At 57.2% G+C, this 16,979-nt stretch carries 16 protein-coding genes and 2 tRNA genes; 9 read left to right on the plus strand and 9 right to left on the minus strand.

The genetic code is table 11. The features are described from left to right. Nucleotides 1-30 precede the first annotated feature (30 nt). The 5 genes from CKV99_RS01645 to CKV99_RS01665 all read right to left on the minus strand — a co-directional run bounded on the left by CKV99_RS01645 (nt 31) and on the right by CKV99_RS01665 (nt 6,969). The gene (locus CKV99_RS01645; RefSeq protein ID WP_231910130.1) at nt 31-525 is read right to left on the minus strand and encodes a gluconokinase; all 495 of its coding nucleotides are present in this window, start codon (nt 523-525) and stop codon (nt 31-33) included. A gap of 172 nt (nt 526-697) precedes the next feature. Then, on the minus strand, nt 698-2,863 hold the full coding sequence (locus CKV99_RS01650; protein WP_092257510.1) for a cytidylate kinase family protein: 2,166 nt from the start codon (nt 2,861-2,863) through the stop codon (nt 698-700). 173 nt (nt 2,864-3,036) lie between these two features. Further along, on the minus strand, nt 3,037-4,395 hold the full coding sequence (locus CKV99_RS01655; RefSeq protein ID WP_092257514.1) for a mannitol dehydrogenase family protein: 1,359 nt from the start codon (nt 4,393-4,395) through the stop codon (nt 3,037-3,039). Next, nucleotides 4,392-5,798 (minus strand): glucuronate isomerase, encoded by a 1,407-nt coding sequence (gene uxaC, locus CKV99_RS01660; protein WP_092257897.1) that lies wholly within the window; start codon nt 5,796-5,798, stop codon nt 4,392-4,394. Before uxaC ends, CKV99_RS01655 begins: the two co-directional genes overlap by 4 nt. Before the next feature lie 94 nt (nt 5,799-5,892). Next, nucleotides 5,893-6,969 carry a LacI family DNA-binding transcriptional regulator gene (locus CKV99_RS01665; RefSeq protein WP_092257517.1) on the minus strand — a complete coding sequence of 359 codons (1,077 nt, stop codon included), beginning with the start codon at nt 6,967-6,969 and terminating at the stop codon, nt 5,893-5,895. Nucleotides 6,970-7,101: 132 nt separating this feature from the next. On the opposite strand from CKV99_RS01665, the gene CKV99_RS01670 reads away from it, so the two are divergent. Next, on the plus strand, nt 7,102-7,758 hold the full coding sequence (locus CKV99_RS01670; protein ID WP_092257519.1) for a hypothetical protein: 657 nt from the start codon (nt 7,102-7,104) through the stop codon (nt 7,756-7,758). Nucleotides 7,759-7,821: 63 nt separating this feature from the next. On the opposite strand, the gene CKV99_RS01675 is transcribed toward CKV99_RS01670, so the two are convergent. Next, nucleotides 7,822-7,897: transfer RNA gene (locus CKV99_RS01675), tRNA-Lys, on the minus strand. A 233-nt stretch (nt 7,898-8,130) separates the two neighbouring features. Here CKV99_RS01675 and CKV99_RS01680 point away from each other — a divergent pair. The 8 genes from CKV99_RS01680 to CKV99_RS01715 all read left to right on the plus strand — a co-directional run bounded on the left by CKV99_RS01680 (nt 8,131) and on the right by CKV99_RS01715 (nt 15,237). Beyond that, complete coding sequence (locus tag CKV99_RS01680; protein ID WP_092257522.1) at nt 8,131-9,300, plus strand: L,D-transpeptidase; 1,170 nt, start codon at nt 8,131-8,133, stop codon at nt 9,298-9,300. Then, complete coding sequence (locus CKV99_RS01685; RefSeq protein WP_092257525.1) at nt 9,301-10,320, plus strand: MsnO8 family LLM class oxidoreductase; 1,020 nt, start codon at nt 9,301-9,303, stop codon at nt 10,318-10,320. Between the two features lie 14 nt (nt 10,321-10,334). Continuing rightward, the gene (locus CKV99_RS01690) at nt 10,335-12,029 is read left to right on the plus strand and encodes a hypothetical protein (RefSeq protein ID WP_092257528.1); all 1,695 of its coding nucleotides are present in this window, start codon (nt 10,335-10,337) and stop codon (nt 12,027-12,029) included. Then, a complete protein-coding gene (locus CKV99_RS01695; protein ID WP_157728337.1) occupies nt 12,004-12,312 on the plus strand; it encodes an ADP-ribosylglycohydrolase family protein in 309 nt (102 codons plus the stop codon). The genes CKV99_RS01690 and CKV99_RS01695 overlap by 26 nt, the downstream gene beginning before the upstream one ends. Before the next feature lie 63 nt (nt 12,313-12,375). After that, entirely contained in the window at nt 12,376-12,621 is a 246-nt protein-coding gene (locus tag CKV99_RS14650) for a restriction endonuclease (RefSeq protein WP_231910132.1), read from the plus strand. A gap of 333 nt (nt 12,622-12,954) precedes the next feature. After that, entirely contained in the window at nt 12,955-13,962 is a 1,008-nt protein-coding gene (locus CKV99_RS14535) for a type IV toxin-antitoxin system AbiEi family antitoxin domain-containing protein (RefSeq protein ID WP_092257535.1), read from the plus strand. Between the two features lie 119 nt (nt 13,963-14,081). After that, the gene (locus CKV99_RS01710) at nt 14,082-14,894 is read left to right on the plus strand and encodes a nucleotidyl transferase AbiEii/AbiGii toxin family protein (protein WP_092257538.1); all 813 of its coding nucleotides are present in this window, start codon (nt 14,082-14,084) and stop codon (nt 14,892-14,894) included. Between the two features lie 121 nt (nt 14,895-15,015). Further along, nucleotides 15,016-15,237 carry a hypothetical protein gene (locus CKV99_RS01715; RefSeq protein ID WP_143063414.1) on the plus strand — a complete coding sequence of 74 codons (222 nt, stop codon included), beginning with the start codon at nt 15,016-15,018 and terminating at the stop codon, nt 15,235-15,237. Nucleotides 15,238-15,394: 157 nt separating this feature from the next. On the opposite strand, the gene CKV99_RS01720 is transcribed toward CKV99_RS01715, so the two are convergent. The 3 genes from CKV99_RS01720 to orn form a co-directional block, all read right to left on the minus strand. Then, nucleotides 15,395-15,574 (minus strand): hypothetical protein, encoded by a 180-nt coding sequence (locus tag CKV99_RS01720; RefSeq protein ID WP_092257544.1) that lies wholly within the window; start codon nt 15,572-15,574, stop codon nt 15,395-15,397. Between the two features lie 421 nt (nt 15,575-15,995). Further along, nucleotides 15,996-16,071, minus strand: a tRNA-His gene (locus CKV99_RS01725). 51 nt (nt 16,072-16,122) lie between these two features. Further along, entirely contained in the window at nt 16,123-16,803 is a 681-nt protein-coding gene (orn, locus tag CKV99_RS01730) for an oligoribonuclease (protein WP_092257546.1), read from the minus strand. Nucleotides 16,804-16,979 lie beyond the last annotated feature (176 nt).

Raw genomic sequence — 16,979 nt, forward strand, 5'->3', positions numbered from 1 at the left:
AGTGTAGCCGGGCACAACGGGGCGGGCGCTTTACTGCTCTTCAACCCAAGCAGCAGCCTGTGCCACGATTTCCGCAGGAGGGTTTTCAATATCGAAGACCTTGCCGACCTCGTCATCGCCAAGCGGCTCGAGAATCTCCAACTGTGTATCCAGCAGGGAAGCCGGCATGAAATGACCCGGACGCACCGACATACGTGAAAACAGCAGATCGCGTTGACCATGCACATGAACAAAGATGGCGTCGGGGGCGAACTCGCGGATCTTATCGCGGTAAGAACGCTTCAAAGAACTACAGCCGATCAAACCACCTTCTGGGTGATCGGCCAGCCACTCTCCGATCAGTTGCAGCCAAGGCCAGCGGTCATCGTCGGTAAGCGGAATTCCCTCAGCCATCTTGTCGATGTTGCGCTGCGGGTGGAGCTCGTCGCCGTCTTTATAAGGCAAGCCCAACTGCTCACCCAGCATGTGGCCAATGGTTGACTTTCCGGAGCCAGAGACCCCCATGACGACGATATTTTTTCCCATGGCTATCACGATCCTAACTGCATGTGGGATTAATGGAAGAAATGGATAACTGTCTATTCCTTCAGGCTACCCGACACCCACCCTGAAAGATACGATTTTACCCGTGGAAGCGAAAAACGGACCCACTCGGCAAGCGCGGGTGGGTCCGTGTTCTCGGAAGGCGACGGGGTTTTTACTTCTTCGAAGGCTCCGTCGGGTTGTCCTTATCAGGAAGTTCAGCAGCGCTCGGAGCAGCCTCCAGCGATGCCTCATTAGGCTTCGACTCTGGATACTTCGAACGGAACGAGTACGCAATGAACTCTGCGACCTGTTCATAAGTCACCGACGCGGTGTTAATCACCATGTCGTAATCGGAATCGTGGTTCGGATCCCAGGAGTACAAGCGATCCGCCATCTCGGCACGAATCCGGTCCTCGGTCAGGCACTGCTCGCGCGCCTCGACATAGCTCAGGCCGGTCTGAGCCTGGACACGCTCGATGCGCTTTTCCAGCGGAGCGACAAGTCGAACGTGGAAGGCACCGACAACATCGCCCAAGACGAGGGCACCGTTGCGGCCCAGCAGCACGCCACCGTTCTCGACGGCATTCAACACGTACGAAGTGTTCTCCTCCGCGATCCGGCGGTTCGCGGACTGTTCAGTAGCAGTAGCCAAAGAACCATCATCCAGGCCACCGGAGGAAATTGCACGCATCCAGCGGTCGAACGTGTTGTCAGAGATCAGGTCCTTCTCATCCACCTGCGCCAGCTCAGTCGAACTGAAGGCTTGGCCTATGTATTCAACACCAAGTTCTTTGGCAAGGATTGGTCCAATATCGGTTGCGCCGGAACCACGCAGGCCAAACAGGGTGACAATTGGTGGATGGTTTGCGTCCTGGTGGCGCATCAGGGTCGAACGGCCGTCACCTGCGTAAGCCTTATTAATTGTGCGCTCGGCATCGACGCCCTTTGCCTTACCAATCGCGGATTGGGTGCGGCGCTGGTTTAGGTCGTCGACAATCTCCCCGTGATTCTCAGCGGTCAACGGGTAGAAGAACATCACCAGCACAGCCGCCAAAGCAAATGCTGCGGTGACAAAGCCGATGGTGATGCGAATACCTTCTAGGGCTTCGGCAGACTGGGTGGCCTCACCAGAGGCGTAACCGAAGTAACCGATCAAGGCGCCGCCGAGCCAGCCACCAACACCCTGGCCGACCTTACGAACAAACGACAAGATGGAGTAAGAGCCACCTTCTGAGCGGATGCCAGATTTCCACTCGCCGTAGTCCACTGTGTCCGCCTGCATGGAGAACATCATGGCGTTGGTTCCTCCGGAGCCGATGCCGTACAGGAACCATGCGACGATAGCGATGGTCAGGGAGCCAGCCGGGACGAAGTACAGCAGTGCGAAACCGCACGCAACGACAACACCGAAGCCCATGTAGCCGTAGCGCTTACCGAAACGCTTGGTAATGGTTGGCACGAACGACGCCGCCAAAATGGTACCGCCGGTTTGCGCCAAGGTCAGGAACACGTACCACGACGCATTGCCCAGCACATCACGTGCCCAGTACATGCCGATCGCGTTAATGACGAACATGCCGGTTAGCAAGAAGAACGCACCGAAACACAGGATGATGAGGGGCTTGTTCTGCTTGAGCATGCGGAAGGTGTTCTTCAGTGAGATTTCCGCCTGACCACGAGGAACAACTTCGCGGGCGTTAGCGAAGCAGATCATGTACAAAACCAGGGCCAGAACCGCGAGTCCCACACAGGTCAGTGTGAAGGTCAGACGGATATTATCGGCAGTGGTGTCCTCAAACTGTGGTGCAACAACAGCGGACAGGGCAACCGTGGTCAGCGACGACGCAATAGAACGCGCACCCGACAATTTAGAACGGTCGACCGGGTCCTGAGTCATCGCCGCAGACAACGAACCATACGGGATGTTCACAAACGAGTAGGCCAGCTGGTAGGCCGCGTCAAAGAGGAAAATCCAGGCGATTGTGCCCGCCATCGGCAAGCCAGCAGGGGTGGAAAACAGTAAAACGAAGACGATGACTAAGACTGGCGAGATCCACAGAATCCAGGGGCGCAGGCGTCCCCAGCGGGTATCAGCACGGTCAACTGTTTGGCCTGCGATCAGGTCGGATACACCGGCCCAAATCTTGGTAATACCGTAAATCATGCCGGCCACGCCGGCGGACAGACCCGCGATATCCGTCATGTACACCATGAGGAACATCGAGGTCATCATAAAAGTGAGGTTGTTAGCAACGTCACCGAATGTGTATGTCAGCACACGGTGATTCGGCAGCTTCCCCGTGGCGGGGGGCGCAGATTGCTCGGTTTTGGTGGTCATGGGTTTACTCCTGTCAATGACCAAATTTCAAAATGAAAATAATAATTAAGGGCGCGGTCCAAATCTGGGGGACGCGCTTCACACGTTGGCGCGCCACCTCCGATGAATAACACCGAGGGTGAAAAGCGTGATTTCACGCTTGCGCCAACATGTTCAGAGCTATCGGGGTGTGGTTATAGGCTTTTCACCTCGTCGTGAAGCTCGCGGATCCGTTCAACGGCCTCGTTGTTGGCTGCTAGCTCCTCGTCGAGAGCGGCAACAAGTGCCTTGACAGGGTCATCGGCCTTGCGTGCGGTGTCGAGCTCGTCGGCACGCGCGTCCTGGATGTCGTCGGCGCGCAGGACGTACTCGATCCACGCAGCAATCGAGAGGGCGGCTGCGGAGCCGTCGCGACCATCTTCTAGCTCAGACTTCATGATCGGCACGGCACGCATCCGCTGCTTCGTACCACCGTCGATCGCGATCTGAGCCAGGTTGTGGCGGATGCGCGGGTTTTCGAAACGCTCGATCAAATCTTTGCGGTAGCCGGGAATGTCCAGGCCGTCTGCGGTGAGGTGGTTCGCAGCCTCATCCCACAGTGCTTCCACCTTCTCGCGTACATCCGGATCATTGATGGCGTCGGCGACAGTTTCGTGGCCCTTCAACTGTGCGTAGTAAGCCATCAGCGAGTGTGAGCCATTGAGCAGCCATAGTTTGCGGCGCTCGAACTGCTCGATATCGTCGACAAAGATAACGCCAGCTTTCTCCCATGCAGGACGCCCTGCCGGGAATTCACCCTCGATGACCCAGGAAGCGAACGGCTCAGTCACTACAGGGGAAGCGTCTTCGTAGCCGGTAGCTTCGGCAACGTCCTTGATCAAATCGTCGGTGGTTGCCGGGGTGATGCGGTCGATCGAGGTGGATGGGAAGGTCACGTTTTGTTCAATCCAGTCCGCCAGCTCCTCGTCGGCGGCTTTTGCCATGCCGATCACAGCAGCCTTGGTCAGCGGACCGTTATCGGCTACGTTGTCACAGCTCATGATGGCCATGCCACCGTTGCCGGCTTCTTTTCGTGCCTTCAATCCCTCAACGATACGTCCGGTCGCGGTTTTGAGCTCCTCAGGGTTGCCGGCGCGCAATGCTTCTACGTCGTGGGCAACATCGGCGTTCGAGGTGTCCAGGCTGCCGTCTTCTGCCAGATGGTAGCCGGCCTCGGTAATGGTGAGCGTAACGACGGCCACGTTCTCATCTGCAAGCAATTCTTTCAGGCGGGCCAGGTTGAACGCGGGCTGCGCCTCCACCAGTGAGGTAATCACCTCAGGGGAGTCGCCGTCGCCGGAACGGGTGACCAGGGTGAATAGTCCATCCTGCGGCTGGAGGGTATCCGACATGCGGGCGGACCGGCCGGTGAATGAGCAGTAACCCCAGCTTGGGTCAGCCTTTTGGGTGTACCAGACCTGGTGGGCGCGGTGGAATGCGCCAAGGCCGAGGTGCACGAGGCGAACTGGTGCTGCTGGTGCGTCGTAGTTGGTGCGGTTGAGTTTCTGGGTCATAGCTTGAAAACCCTCCTTGGGGAAGCGTCGATCAGGTCAACGATGATTTCGGCGGCGCGGTCCTCGGTGATGCGGTGCTCTGCTACCAGCCGGGCTAGGTAGTTGGCTTCCACGCGGCGTGAGGTGTTGTGGCGCGCAGGGATGGAACAGTATGCGCGGGTGTCGTCGATGAACCCGGAGTAGCGGCTAAACCCGGTGGTGCCGGTGGTGTACTGGCGGAAACGGTTCATCGCATCGATTTCGTCAATGAACCACCATGGTGCGCCCGCGTACACAGCAGGGTAGTAGCCGGCCAGTGGGGCGATCTCACGGGAGAATGTGGTCTCGTCCATGGTGAAGATGACGAAGTTGAAGTCCTTGTTCTCACCGAAGGTGCTCAGCAGCGGCTGTAGGGCATTGGTGTATTCCATCTGGAATGGGATGTCGTGGCCCACGTCCGCGCCGTACTTTTCAAAGGTGGAGGTGGAGTGGTTGCGGTAGGAGCCTGGATGCAGTGTCATGACCAGGCCGTCGTCTTGGGCCATCTCCGCCATGCGGAAGGTCATGTTCGCCTCGAAAGCTTGGGCTTCCTCACGGGTCCAGGTACCATTGCGGCCCTTGTCGAACAGTGCTGCTGCTTCGGCTGCGTCCAGCGGAGTGGTTTCCGCATCGTGGGTGCCGTGGTCGGTGGACGTGCCGCCGGCTTCCTTGAAGAACTGACGACGGTCTCGCAGTGCCTCAAGGTAGCCTTCGTATCCGGTTTTGCCCCCACCGTGGAGGTCAATGAGCTTTTCGACGTTGTCCGCAAAGTGTGCGTTATAGAACTTCGTGTACGCATCAGGCCGGAAGGTGGGCAGGACCCGTGGGGTGAAGGAGGCATCGTCGGCAAGTGCTTTGTGCGCCTGGAGGTCATCCAACGGGTCGTCGGTGGTGGCGAGAACTTCCAAGTTGAAGGTGTCAGCCAGCGCTCGTGGGCGGAAGTCGGGGCGCTTCAGGATCTCATCGAGTTCGTCGTAGAGCTCGTCAGCGTTTTCGCCGGAGATGCGGTCCGGGTTGATGCCGAAGACGTGCTCGAATTCCTGCTCAACCCAGTAGCCGGTGGCGGTTCCGGTGTAGAGCGGCCAGTTGGTGCAGAAGATGCGCCATGCCTCACGCGGGTCGCACTCGTGGCCACCGACGCCGAGTTCGGAGAGCTCATAGCCGACGGAGTGGAGCACGCGGGTGAGGTAGTGGTCAGGGGAAATCAGCAGTTCGGTGGGGTTGGTGAACGGCTCGTCGTCGACGAACATCTGGGCTTCCAGGTGTCCGTGCGGGGAGATGATGGGGAGGTCCTCCACGTGGGCCAGGAGGCGGCGCGCGATGTCGCGGGTGCCCGGATCGGCCGGTAGGAGGCGGTCTGGGTGGGATGCATGTGATGTACTCATAACAATATTGTCGGTTAGGGCCAGATCACAAAGCAAGCAGTTGCCGAAAGTTGCATCCAACTTTCGGCGGAGAAGGGTTGAGACGGAGAAAGAATTAGTGGGATTTCTTGATCGCAGTGGATTCCCGCACAATCAACCGTGTAGGCAGCACGCGTGGCTTTGCCATCGGCTTTTTCACGCCCTGGACTAAAGCAATCAGGTTTGCCGCCGCCACACGCCCCACAGATCGCAGTGGCCCGGCAACCGTCGTTAAGCTCGGAGTGGACAGCTGAGCGGCCTCATTGTTATCGAAACCAGCCACTAACACATCGCCTGGAACGTGCACGCCGTCTAGTGCCGCCTGGTGGAGAAATCCGACCGCAACCATGTCGTTAAAACATGCCACCGCATCCGTAGGGTGAGACTTCCAGTCGATGAAAGCACGGCGCCCGCCGCTCGCCGTTGGGGCCGCGAGCGTGATCTTTGAGGCCGTCATCTTCGAAACAGCAGCCAGGCGATCGTCGGAAAGCGGAATATGCCTGGTAAAAAGCGGTGAGTCGTCGCCCGCGCCACCGCCAGTGGCCTCGCGCAAGCCGCGCCACCGCATCGAATCCATCCAGGATTCTTCCGGCCACGACAGGTAGGTGATGCTTTGCGCGCCCTGGTCGGCCAGATGCGCAGCCAGCCGGATGGAGCCATCGTAGCTATCGACGAGCACGCTGGGCACCCCGTTAACAGGGCGGTTAATCACTACGGTGGGCACGGTGCGCGCAATCTTTTGGATCTCCGAGTTGGACAGGCGCGCTGATGCCAACAACAGGCCATCGACATGGTCGATGAGCTTATCGACGGCCGACCGTGAACGTTCCGGCGATTCTTGGACATCACTGGCGTGAATCCACACATCTTCGACCCACCCCGCGTGCGCGGCGCCACGCAACACCTCGACGAAAAAGGGGTTGCTCAAATCTGCCGCGATGAACCCTACGGTATCTTTTGTGGTCCGCACCGAATTTCGCGTCTCAAGTTTGGTGCGGTAGCCCAGCTCTTCTGCGATCCGGCGGATCTTTTCGGCTGTGGAGAAACTGACGCGATCAGGGCGCGAAAAAGCGCGCGACACCGTCGACGGGCTCACACCCGCCGCCTCGGCGATATCGTAAATAGTGACGGACCCCGTCGCCTCAATGCCCATACTTTCTAACACTAGTCGGAATCTTCTAGTTGGACTTCTAGTTGGACTTGTTTCCAACGCGTCTGCCCGACGCGCTACTGTATTTTCAAAGCGTGTTCACTACCAAGCGGTAAGGAAGAAAGGACACCACACATGCTGGCAACAGGAAAAGACGTACTGCTTCGCAGCTTGGCCATTCTTTTTGTGGTTGGGGTTGCGGGCCCTGTTGCGTGCTCATCGGAAGCAGACGGTCCGCCGAAACGCGGAGACGAGCTTGCGGGATTACTGGTCAGCGTCGACGACGTCAACGTCACAGGTGTCACCCATGCCAATGAGGCAGCAGTAGATGGCGAGGAGATTCAACCCGGCATGGCACTGTTGCCCGTGGTTGGCGACGATAACTGTGCCACAGCGATCCAGACGGGTGTGGCTACCCGGATTCAGACTGTGGGCGCAGCCGCACGCACTTTTAGCCACGACAACAACAAGATCGCCGCCGGTATCTACTCGGTGGAAGACCCCGAAGCGGTGTCTGTAGGGCGACTGTACAGCGACATCTTGACCTACTGCAGCGAGCCGATCCTGCACGAAGGAACCGGCGTGGAATACACAGTGCGTCACCTCACTGACCCAGGCCCTGACGTGACGGGCATGGTGGTGGAGTCGCGGTCGCGCCGGGGAGAACTGACAACGTTGGTGGTGATGCACCGCATGATGGGCCACCATGCCGTGGCCGTAGGCTCCACCGGATTCACAGAGCCCACAGTGGCGAGCGTTTTTAAAGCACAGGTGGAAAAACTCGAAGGTTAAGCTTTTACCGGCCTCATGCAGAAATGCGACTGGGCCCGAAACAATGTCTCGGACCCAGCCTTGTGGTGCGCCATCAGGGGATCGAACCCCGGACCCACTGATTAAGAGTCAGTTGCTCTACCATCTGAGCTAATGGCGCATGCTGCTGCGGAAGCAACGTAGAAAAATATAACACCCAAGCTCGCCTAAGGTAAAATCGCCTGATCATCAATGGTTTTCGTGGGAAAGTGAACAATGCATAAACTTGTGTTTCGGGTGGCTTCCGCTGGTGTAAGGTCCTATGATGAAAAGAACGCACACTAGTTGGGTTGTCCGCACTTGCTAAGGGTTTACGTGAAAAAAGTATTCTGTCCACAGAATTTCGTTGCTACAATGCTCGTTTTCTTCGTGGTGGTATCAACCACAGCGTGCACTACTGATCCCCAATCTAGTCCCGCCGATGCGACCGCAGCAGCAGCCGATGGTGCTCAAGAAACTGCCGTCCCACCTGAACCACCAACCTTCTCAGTCAAAGATGGTGCCGAAGATGTAGACCCGTCAGCTCCTGTGACTGTGGTCTCTGATGTGGGCCTCGAATCGGTGGAGATGACAAACGAAAACGGCAAAGTAGTTGAGGATAAGCTGAGCGCAGACGGCAAGAAGTGGTCCACTGCGGAAGTGTTGGGATATAACCGCACGTACACCATTGAGGCCACGGACACTGAGGGGCAAACGGAGACGATTACCTTTTCTACCCCCACTCCGAGTTACACCACGGGTGTGGCGCTAGGCCCGTTGGAAGGGTCAACGGTGGGTGTTGGGCAGGCTATCACGTTCCGCTTCCCCTCGGCACCGAAAGACCGAGAGGCGGTAGAAGAGGCCATCGAGGTCAAGACGTCTAATGACACCGAGGGCGGTTTCTACTGGATTGACCCGCACGAGCTGCGCTGGCGTCCGGCTGAATTTTGGGAGCCCGGTACGAAAGTCACCGTCAACGCCGATATCTATGGTCTGAACATGGGGGAGGGCTTGTACGGTGCGGAGGACAACGCGACGAGCTTTACCATCGGCAAGGATGTTCGCGGTGTTGTCGACGACGCGACGAAGACGATGACGGTATATGAAAACGGTGCGGTGGTTCGTGAAATCCCGATTTCGCTGGGCCGTGACGGTACGCGATGGGCGACCCCGAATGGTATTTATGTGGTGGGTGATGAGCATGAGTCGCTAGTAATGGATTCCTCCACCTTCGGCTACGCGGTGGAGGATGGCGGCTATGTCACCCCGGTAAGTCATGCGACCCAGATGAGTTATTCCGGCATCTATATTCACGGTGCGCCATGGGCGGTGGGCGCATTGGGCAGTTACAACCAGTCCCATGGCTGTATCAATATGACTATTGATGATGCCGCGTGGATCCAGCAGATGTTGAAACGTGGTGACCCAATCACGGTGCAAAACACTACCGCCGGTACCCTGCCAGGTACGGACGGTTTGGGCTACTGGAATATTGATTGGGAGACATGGAAGAAAGGCAACACCGACACCGGTTCGGCATATTAAATGCGTTTCTCCGTTCTTGACCGGGCCCAGGCCATCGTCGGCGACAGTGACGCAGACGCTTTAAAACGAACACTTGACCACGCCCGCTATGTTGAGGATTTGGGGTTTAGCCGTTTCTTTGTAGCTGAGCATCATGGGGTGCCGGGGATTGCAGGGTCTGCTCCGACTGTGTTGGCTGCTGCTGTGGCGGCGCAGACGTCGTCGATACGCGTAGGGACTGCCGGGATCATGCTGCCTGCGCACCAGCCTGTGGTGGCTGCGGAGCAGATCGCGGTGTTGGAGGCGTTGTTCCCGGGGCGGATTGATGCTGGGGTTGGGAATTCGGTGGGATTTACTCAGCCGGTGCGTGACGCGTTGCGCCAGGGCGACCCGACCGAATTGAAGGCCGCGTTTCCCGCTGATGTTGCGGAGTTGTTGGCGTATTTGCGTGGCGAGGCCGAGATTACTGCCCGGCCTGCCAACGCCGGTGCTACGCCTGTGTGGCTGTTGGCTGGTTTTAAATCGGTGCTCACGGCTGCCCAGCTGGGCGTGAATGTGATTGTAGGCGGGCCGAGCCTTTTTGACCGTGGCGCGCAGCGCGGTGATTGCGCTTCCGGTGGCGCGCAGCGCGGTGATTGTGCTTCCGGTGGCGCGCAGCGCCACCCGTATCTTGAGTGCTACCGCGAGATTCACCCCGCTGGCCAGGCCATCGTGTCTGTAGATATCGCGGTGGCTGAGACTAGGGAAGCCGCCCGGGAGTTGCTGATGCCGCAGATCGTCGCCGGTGTTCTGTCACGCACCACGGGCTCTTTTGATGCGTTGGACCCACGGGCTTCGCGTGTGCGTTTGACAGCTACGCAGCGTGCGCGTGTCGACGAGAGCCTGGCCATGAGCATTTTTGGCAGCCCGGAGCAGGTGCGCGATGAACTTGGCCAACTGTGTGAATTTTGTGGGGTAGACGAGGTGCTGGTCACCGGCGGGATGGCAGATATAGCTGGCCAGCGCCACAGCGAAAAACTACTGGCCGAGATGATGGACTAAGTTATTGTTTGTACATGGACGATAATAAACCTGGGTTAAAGGTGCCTGTGGAGCGACTTCCACCGATTAATTGGTGGCCTGCTGTTTTTTCGTGTTTGATTTCTATAGGTATATCCGCTGTAGTTGTTACTGGTTTAGCCGCATTAAATTTAGCCTTCAACTTTGGCGACCCATTCTTGGAAAAGCCCCTCCTGAGTATCGCGGAGCTATTAGTTATCCTCCCTCTTTTAATAGGTGCGGAGAATTATCTCGGCAGTCCGTCAGCGCTGAAGCGTTTCTCACCTCTAGCGCGCATTCGTCTGAAAAACTGGGCATCTCAAGCGCTTTTCTGGATCGTCCTCCTTGCCTTAATTTCGCAGTTTCTCTATGAAGTCGATCCTGAAACGATGAAAGCGACGTTGAAGGGTGTCGACGATACAGGTAAAAACATCAATATCCTTTTATTTCAAGACTTCTGCTACGTGTTGGGATTAGCTCTTTCAACGGGGATAATTTATCTCTTGCTCCTTGTCTTTGTAGCGATTGTGCTTCATGACAGCTTGGAGCGATGGGGAGCAGAATCTATCAACGACATTGATGAGAAAATAGCACTGTATGGAGACTATATCTATCAGGACCGTGAATCCCTCAGGCGTCTCTTCGAAACAGACAAGCAGAGGAAGAAAATTGTATCGTGCGCTTTAAGATTTAAAACGCTACCCAGTTGTGGACGACTAGATCGGTTGATTCTGGGGGCATCCGTTGCTGAGGTCTTTATTTTGAGCTGCTGGGTTGTAATCGCAACGAGGTGTGCTCAGTTTCTTTTCTCGGCCTTAAAAGTCAGTGCAGGCTTGAATTCGCTATCATCCGTGCCATTCTTTTTCGGATTTGGGCTGTATCTCTCGAAGTGGGCTTGGGATTTGTCGAAATATCTTCGTTGGCCTCCCATTTACCGGTTTGCGGCTGCCTTCCTTGGTCTGTTGCTTTTTCTCCTGGGGTTAGGTGGGTTGGTAATCCTCAGCTTCAGCTATCTCGAGGAGGTAGAGGATGTATTCTGGATCGCTTTGGTGTGCTCTCTCTCCCTAGTTCTTCCTCTGGTCTACTTGATTCTCACGCGAGCAATGGTTCCCGCACGTGTCGAAGGGACGGAAGCTTTGTACACGGGATTAGAATCGAGAATCCATTTCGACCAGCCGGTAGACAGGAACGCATTTAACTGCATCCTGAAGGAAAGGTTCGGACAGCCCAGCCAAGAGGAAAGCGCAGTGGACCACAAATCGGTAAAACCTGTCCTAACCGAAGTGAAAACGTGTGATGCCCGCAGAAAAAGCCATCTTTTCACCGGCGAAAAACCTGCTCTGAGGGTCGTATATGAGCAAGACAAGCCCGATAATTCTGTTGGCCAGAGAACCATCCACTGGATCTGGTTTTTCCAACACCCCTGCCTGTCATTGTTGATGTTGAGAGAAGTACTGGGTCGGTATGAAAGTCTCGCAAAAAATTACGAACGGCTTGGCGAAGCGAAAGTAAAACGAAATTCACAGCAGTTCAGGGACGAATTTTTGGCAAATACTGAGGATCCACAGAAAACTATACAGGAATTGACTAGTGAGGTGTTTCACGAACAGTCGATCAATCGAATTCTTCGTCCCCCTATCGCTAATGAAAGTACTGACGGAGATCACTACACAGCAGGTAACCGCGATGCTTCTCGGGGCTGCCACCGGTGATGCCTTTGGGGGACCTTTCGAGTTTCTCTACTCTGAGACTGTGGTGCAGTATTCACTAGGCATCATGCACGGAGCCGACCAAGAAAACACGGTCATGTCCCACTGGGGTGCCGTGATGCCAGCAGGCACCTGGAGTGATGACACCTCAATGGCTGTAGCAACAATGGAATCCATCATTCGCACTGGTGGTGAGCTAAACTTCACCGACCTAATGAATCAATTCGTAGCGTGGCTGGAACAGGGAAAATACTGCGCAATCGACCGGCCATTTGGGTTGGGCTAAACGGTAGGTAGGGCACTTGGTCCGGGCAGCGTCAGAAGCCGACGATGACACTGAGGCATCGGGGTGGAAAGCCGGCTCCTAGACCGACTTCACCGACGGTCGCCGGAGGGGTTTGAAAAATTTCTCCTCTACTTCCTGCGCCGCTACGGCCTTCAGCTGATCCATATCGGCGGAAGCGGGAACGAAGGCATCGACGGCATCGGCACCGCCCCACTGGGCCCGGTGCTCTCTTTGCGGGTGGCGGTCCAAATCAAACGCTACGACCCCAACGGCAAACCCATCGGGCGTGACACCGTAGTCCTGCTCTAGCGAGACGGCCAAACCAAAGGGGCCGAGCACCCAATTTTGGTGACGCTCAGCAGATTCACTGACACTGCCCGCAAGGCCGCCACGGTCACCCCCAATGATCGATCTCATCAATGGTAGCCGCCTGGCGGAGTTGATCGGAGAAGGCAGGGAAGTCGGAGTCAGCCTCCAACCGACTTTCAACGAAGAACAGTTCGACAAGTTCGATTAACTTTTCGTACGGATCAGTAACACTTGCCGGTTTTAGAACTGCAAAAATATCTAAATGAGATGTTTTTGAAGGGTGATCATTCGATATTGTGCTTCAAAAATATCTCATAGTGTAATATTCGCAGTATGAAGATCACAGAGGCGACGGAGATCGTTCTTGACCTCGCCTCCCAGCAGTGGGGGATGGTCACCACAGCCCAGGCCAAGAAGGCCGGGGTGCCGGCCGTCATGCTCGGTCGCCTGGTGGATAAAGCTGTCCTCGAGCGGGTGCGCTCCGGGGTGTATGTCTCCACCTCCGCCGGCTGGTCAGCGGCCACCGAGATTCGGGCGCAGTGGCTGGCCCTGGAACCGACGACCATGGCCGCCGACCGCCTCCAGACAGGCCCCATCGCGGTGGTCTCGCACGAGTCGGCCGCCGAACTGCACCGCATCGGCGATCTCGACAGCCCCCATATCTGCTTCACCGTGCCCAGTAGGCGTCAAACCCGCCAACCCGAGGTGATTTTCCGTATCGCCGAGCTCGACGATGCGGATTGGACCGTCGTAGATGGTCTGCCGGTGACCACCGCCGTGCGCACGTTGATCGATCTGGCCCGGGCCGGGCACGAACCAGAACATCTCACCGACGTGATCGGTGACATCTTCCGACGGCGCACGGCCACCCACACCGAGATCACCGACGCGCTGGTCGATATTGCCGAGATCCTCGCCATCACCCCGGCCACCGCAGAGGGTGCCCAGGCCTGGTTGGAAGAGCGGTTTCCCACCCCGGCCCCGTCACCGCAGTCGGCGAGAATTCTGCAGGAGACCATGGCACACGCCCAAGCTTCCCTCCCGGAGCCGTCCCCCCAGCAGATGAGGATCATGCAGGAAAGTATGGAAAAAGTCCTTGCCCCCCTCCAGAAGCAACTGGGAAGCGTCCTTGATGCGATCACCGCCCATCCCGCTGTCCTGTGCTTGCTGGCCCAAGCGGCAGACGACGGTGCCAGCCGCCCGGCTCTTCGTCAGGTGGTGGACGCCGCCAAGGCCTACGATTCGGTCTTCGACGGCCTGCCCGCACATCTGTTCCCGAACGTCGACCGCCAGGACCCCCTGGGCGGGGAAAGCAATCAGGACGAGGATGCTGATGAGTAAACCGAAACGCACCGACGGACAGATCCGTAACGCCCTGAAAAAAAGAAGCCCGGGAGCAGGGGATCACTCCCAACGACGCCTATAACCGGTTTTTCCGGGAGCTGTTTCTCGCCGAGCTGATGAACCGCGACCACGGATGGGTGCTTAAAGGCGGAACGAACCTGTACTGCCGGATTCCCGGTGCCCGGCACACCCGGGACCTTGACCTGTACCGGCAGGACGATCCCACCTCCTACCGCCAGGCCGCCGACGACCTAGTCGAGACCATGCACGGGACTGGCATCGGCCCGTACCGCTTTACCGTCACCGCGCCGAAAGACGAGACGGTCAGCGGGGTCATTGAGAGCATGAACCTCACCGTCGAGGTCTTCCACGGCGTCAGCCTGATCCTGGTGTTTGGCATTGACGTCAGCGGAGATCTGCAGGTGCCGACGGTGACAGACACGCTGACCGTCGAGCGATCCGACCGTATTGATCTGGAGTTTGTAGGCCGGGAGTACACCATCCGGTCCTACCCGATCGAAAATCAGATCGCCGACAAGGTCGCCGCGATGTATGAGCTCCACGGGCATAGCAAACAACCGTCGACCCGCTACCGCGATCTCTACGACATCGCCCTGATTGCTCTAGAACTGGGCGTCGATGCCGCCGACCTGGCAAACGCACTGCGCACTCAAGAACAGGTCCGTAGTCTTACCTTGCCGCAGGAGCTCCGGTTGCCCAGCTCGACGTGGGTGGACGGGTACGCCAACCTGATCAAGAATGTGCCGAATCCGCGTGAAGAGATCACGGAGGTCAACGAGGCGCTGCGCATCGCCGGCGCACTGGTCAACCCCGTCTTCGCAGCATCAGAGAACACCGTGACCGGCACGTGGTCACCGAGCACCGGACGATGGTGGTTCGCTCCAGATGTAATTGAGGGGAGGAAATAGGAAAAGAAAGCCCCGCCGGAAATATTCCGCCAGGGCTGATTACCGCATGCAGCGATGTTTTCCCACAAGAAGATTCTTTTGTCGGGGTTTCCTCCTGGTGAGACGGGGTTTTCAGGACCAGATGACCAGAGAACGGTCAGCGATTACACCCGAAAAACGACAGGTTCACCCGGTTGCAGCCGGGTTTACTGGGTGCCACGCAGTGATAGCCGCGGGGATCGAACACGGTGGCGGAGCCTTGGCGTGCTGGAATCTCCACGGATTCCACGCCCACTACCAGAACCAGGACGCTGGATGGCAGATCACGTTGGCTAAGCATGGCGCGCTGAACCCGGTGCAGTAATGACTGACGCGTCCGGAGTTTTCGGAGAGCGGTGGGCTAGAAATGGGTGCGCCGAGCGAGTTTGAGTGCCCCGAAAACAACTACCGGGATCGCTACCCGCACCGGCCAGAAATAGAGACCTTCGACGGACATTGAGACAGCACCCCACACCACGAAGTTAATTATCAGGGCTAGGGGTGAGAGGCCGAACGGGGACGTCGATAAGCGCATCAATGCTCTGGTCAGTGCTCGCGTCAGCTGTCTTGTGGGCCTCGGGAAGGTGGGAGGCGATAAGCCCGGAAAAGCCCCCATAATCCTCGAGTGAAATTTCGACAGCGCTGACGGCGGTCTCTAGCACTTTCAGCTAGGTGCGGAGGTATTTTTCGTCTGTGTGCAGATTACGCTCAAGTTGCATCTTGTCAATGGCAAGACAGGAGTAGGCTTAGGATCGCGGCGGGAAAATGATCCGTGAAGAGCAGGCCTGGCGCACCACCCGGAAACGTCGATACTGCTTACGGTGTGGCACCCTTTTTCTGCGCGCTGAAGCGTCCCTGCGGAGACGCCCAGAGCCGCTGCCATATCAGCGTCGTCACTGTCACGGTCTTTCTAGCGTTCTGCGGCCTTTTGTGAACGCCGGGTCGCCGACGAGGACGAGGACATAGCCGGTTTCGTGCTGTAGACGTGAAAACCGCTGACACCCGGCACTTGGACGGGCTCAGCGGTTCTCCACGGGAATTCGCGAACTATTCAGGCGAGTTCTACGACATTCCCTGACACTTTGGGGTGGCTGACGGGGCTCGAACCCGCGACACCCAGGATCACAACCTGGTGCTCTACCAACTGAACTACAGCCACCATCGCTGCCTTTTTAAACAGCGCAGTCCACCTTAACCCAGAAGCAGAAATTTACAAAAACGCCTGGTAGGACGCTGTTGCTTCGAGAGCGTGTTGGGCAGCCTCAGAACTTTCCGGGCCTGGTTGCTCCACAAACACTGCGCGACGGTAATAATCTAGCTCACGGATGGACTCCACAATATCCGCCAAGGCGCGGTGCGCCAGGCCCTTTTCAGGCTGGTTGAAATAGGCCCTAGGGAACCAGCGGCGGGCCAGTTCTTTAATGGAAGACACGTCGATCATGCGGTAATGCAGTGCCTCATCCAACTTGGGCATCTGCTCGCGGATAAAGGCACGGTCGGTAGCAATCGAGTTACCGGCCAGAGGAGCAGGGTGGGCCGAGTCGCAGTGCTCGTCGATAAGCTTCAAAACTGCCTGCTCGGCTTGCTCCATTGTCACGGTTGAGGTGCGGATCTGCTCGGTCAAGCCGTTCTCGCAGTGCATGGTGGAAACGTAGTCATCCATTTCAGCAAGTTCCTCGTCCGTGGCGTGGATTACAAGGTCGACAGAGCCAGGCAGGATATTCAAATTCGCATCAGTAACCAGTGCCGCGATCTCAACGATCACGTGTCGGTGCACGTCCAGCCCGGTCATTTCCAAGTCGATCCAGACCAGGCGGTCATTCTTCGCGGGGACTGCCTCGTGTGCTGCTTCGGTTACCTCTGCTGCTTCTGCCTCTGGTGCTTCGCTCATGGTGCCAGCCTAGCGCGCGGCCCCGATGAAACCTGAAAGGGGGTAGCCACTAGATGTGGTGTTTCCCACAGCCTACAGGCACTATATGGCGTGAGCTGCATCAATAAAAAGTTCGTTGTGCGTCCATGGCTTTGGGCGGAATGTGGATCATGCTTTATTTGGATAAAGCCAATAGG

The sequence above is a fragment of the Corynebacterium cystitidis genome (assembly GCF_900187295.1).
GTDB lineage: Bacteria > Actinomycetota > Actinomycetes > Mycobacteriales > Mycobacteriaceae > Corynebacterium > Corynebacterium cystitidis.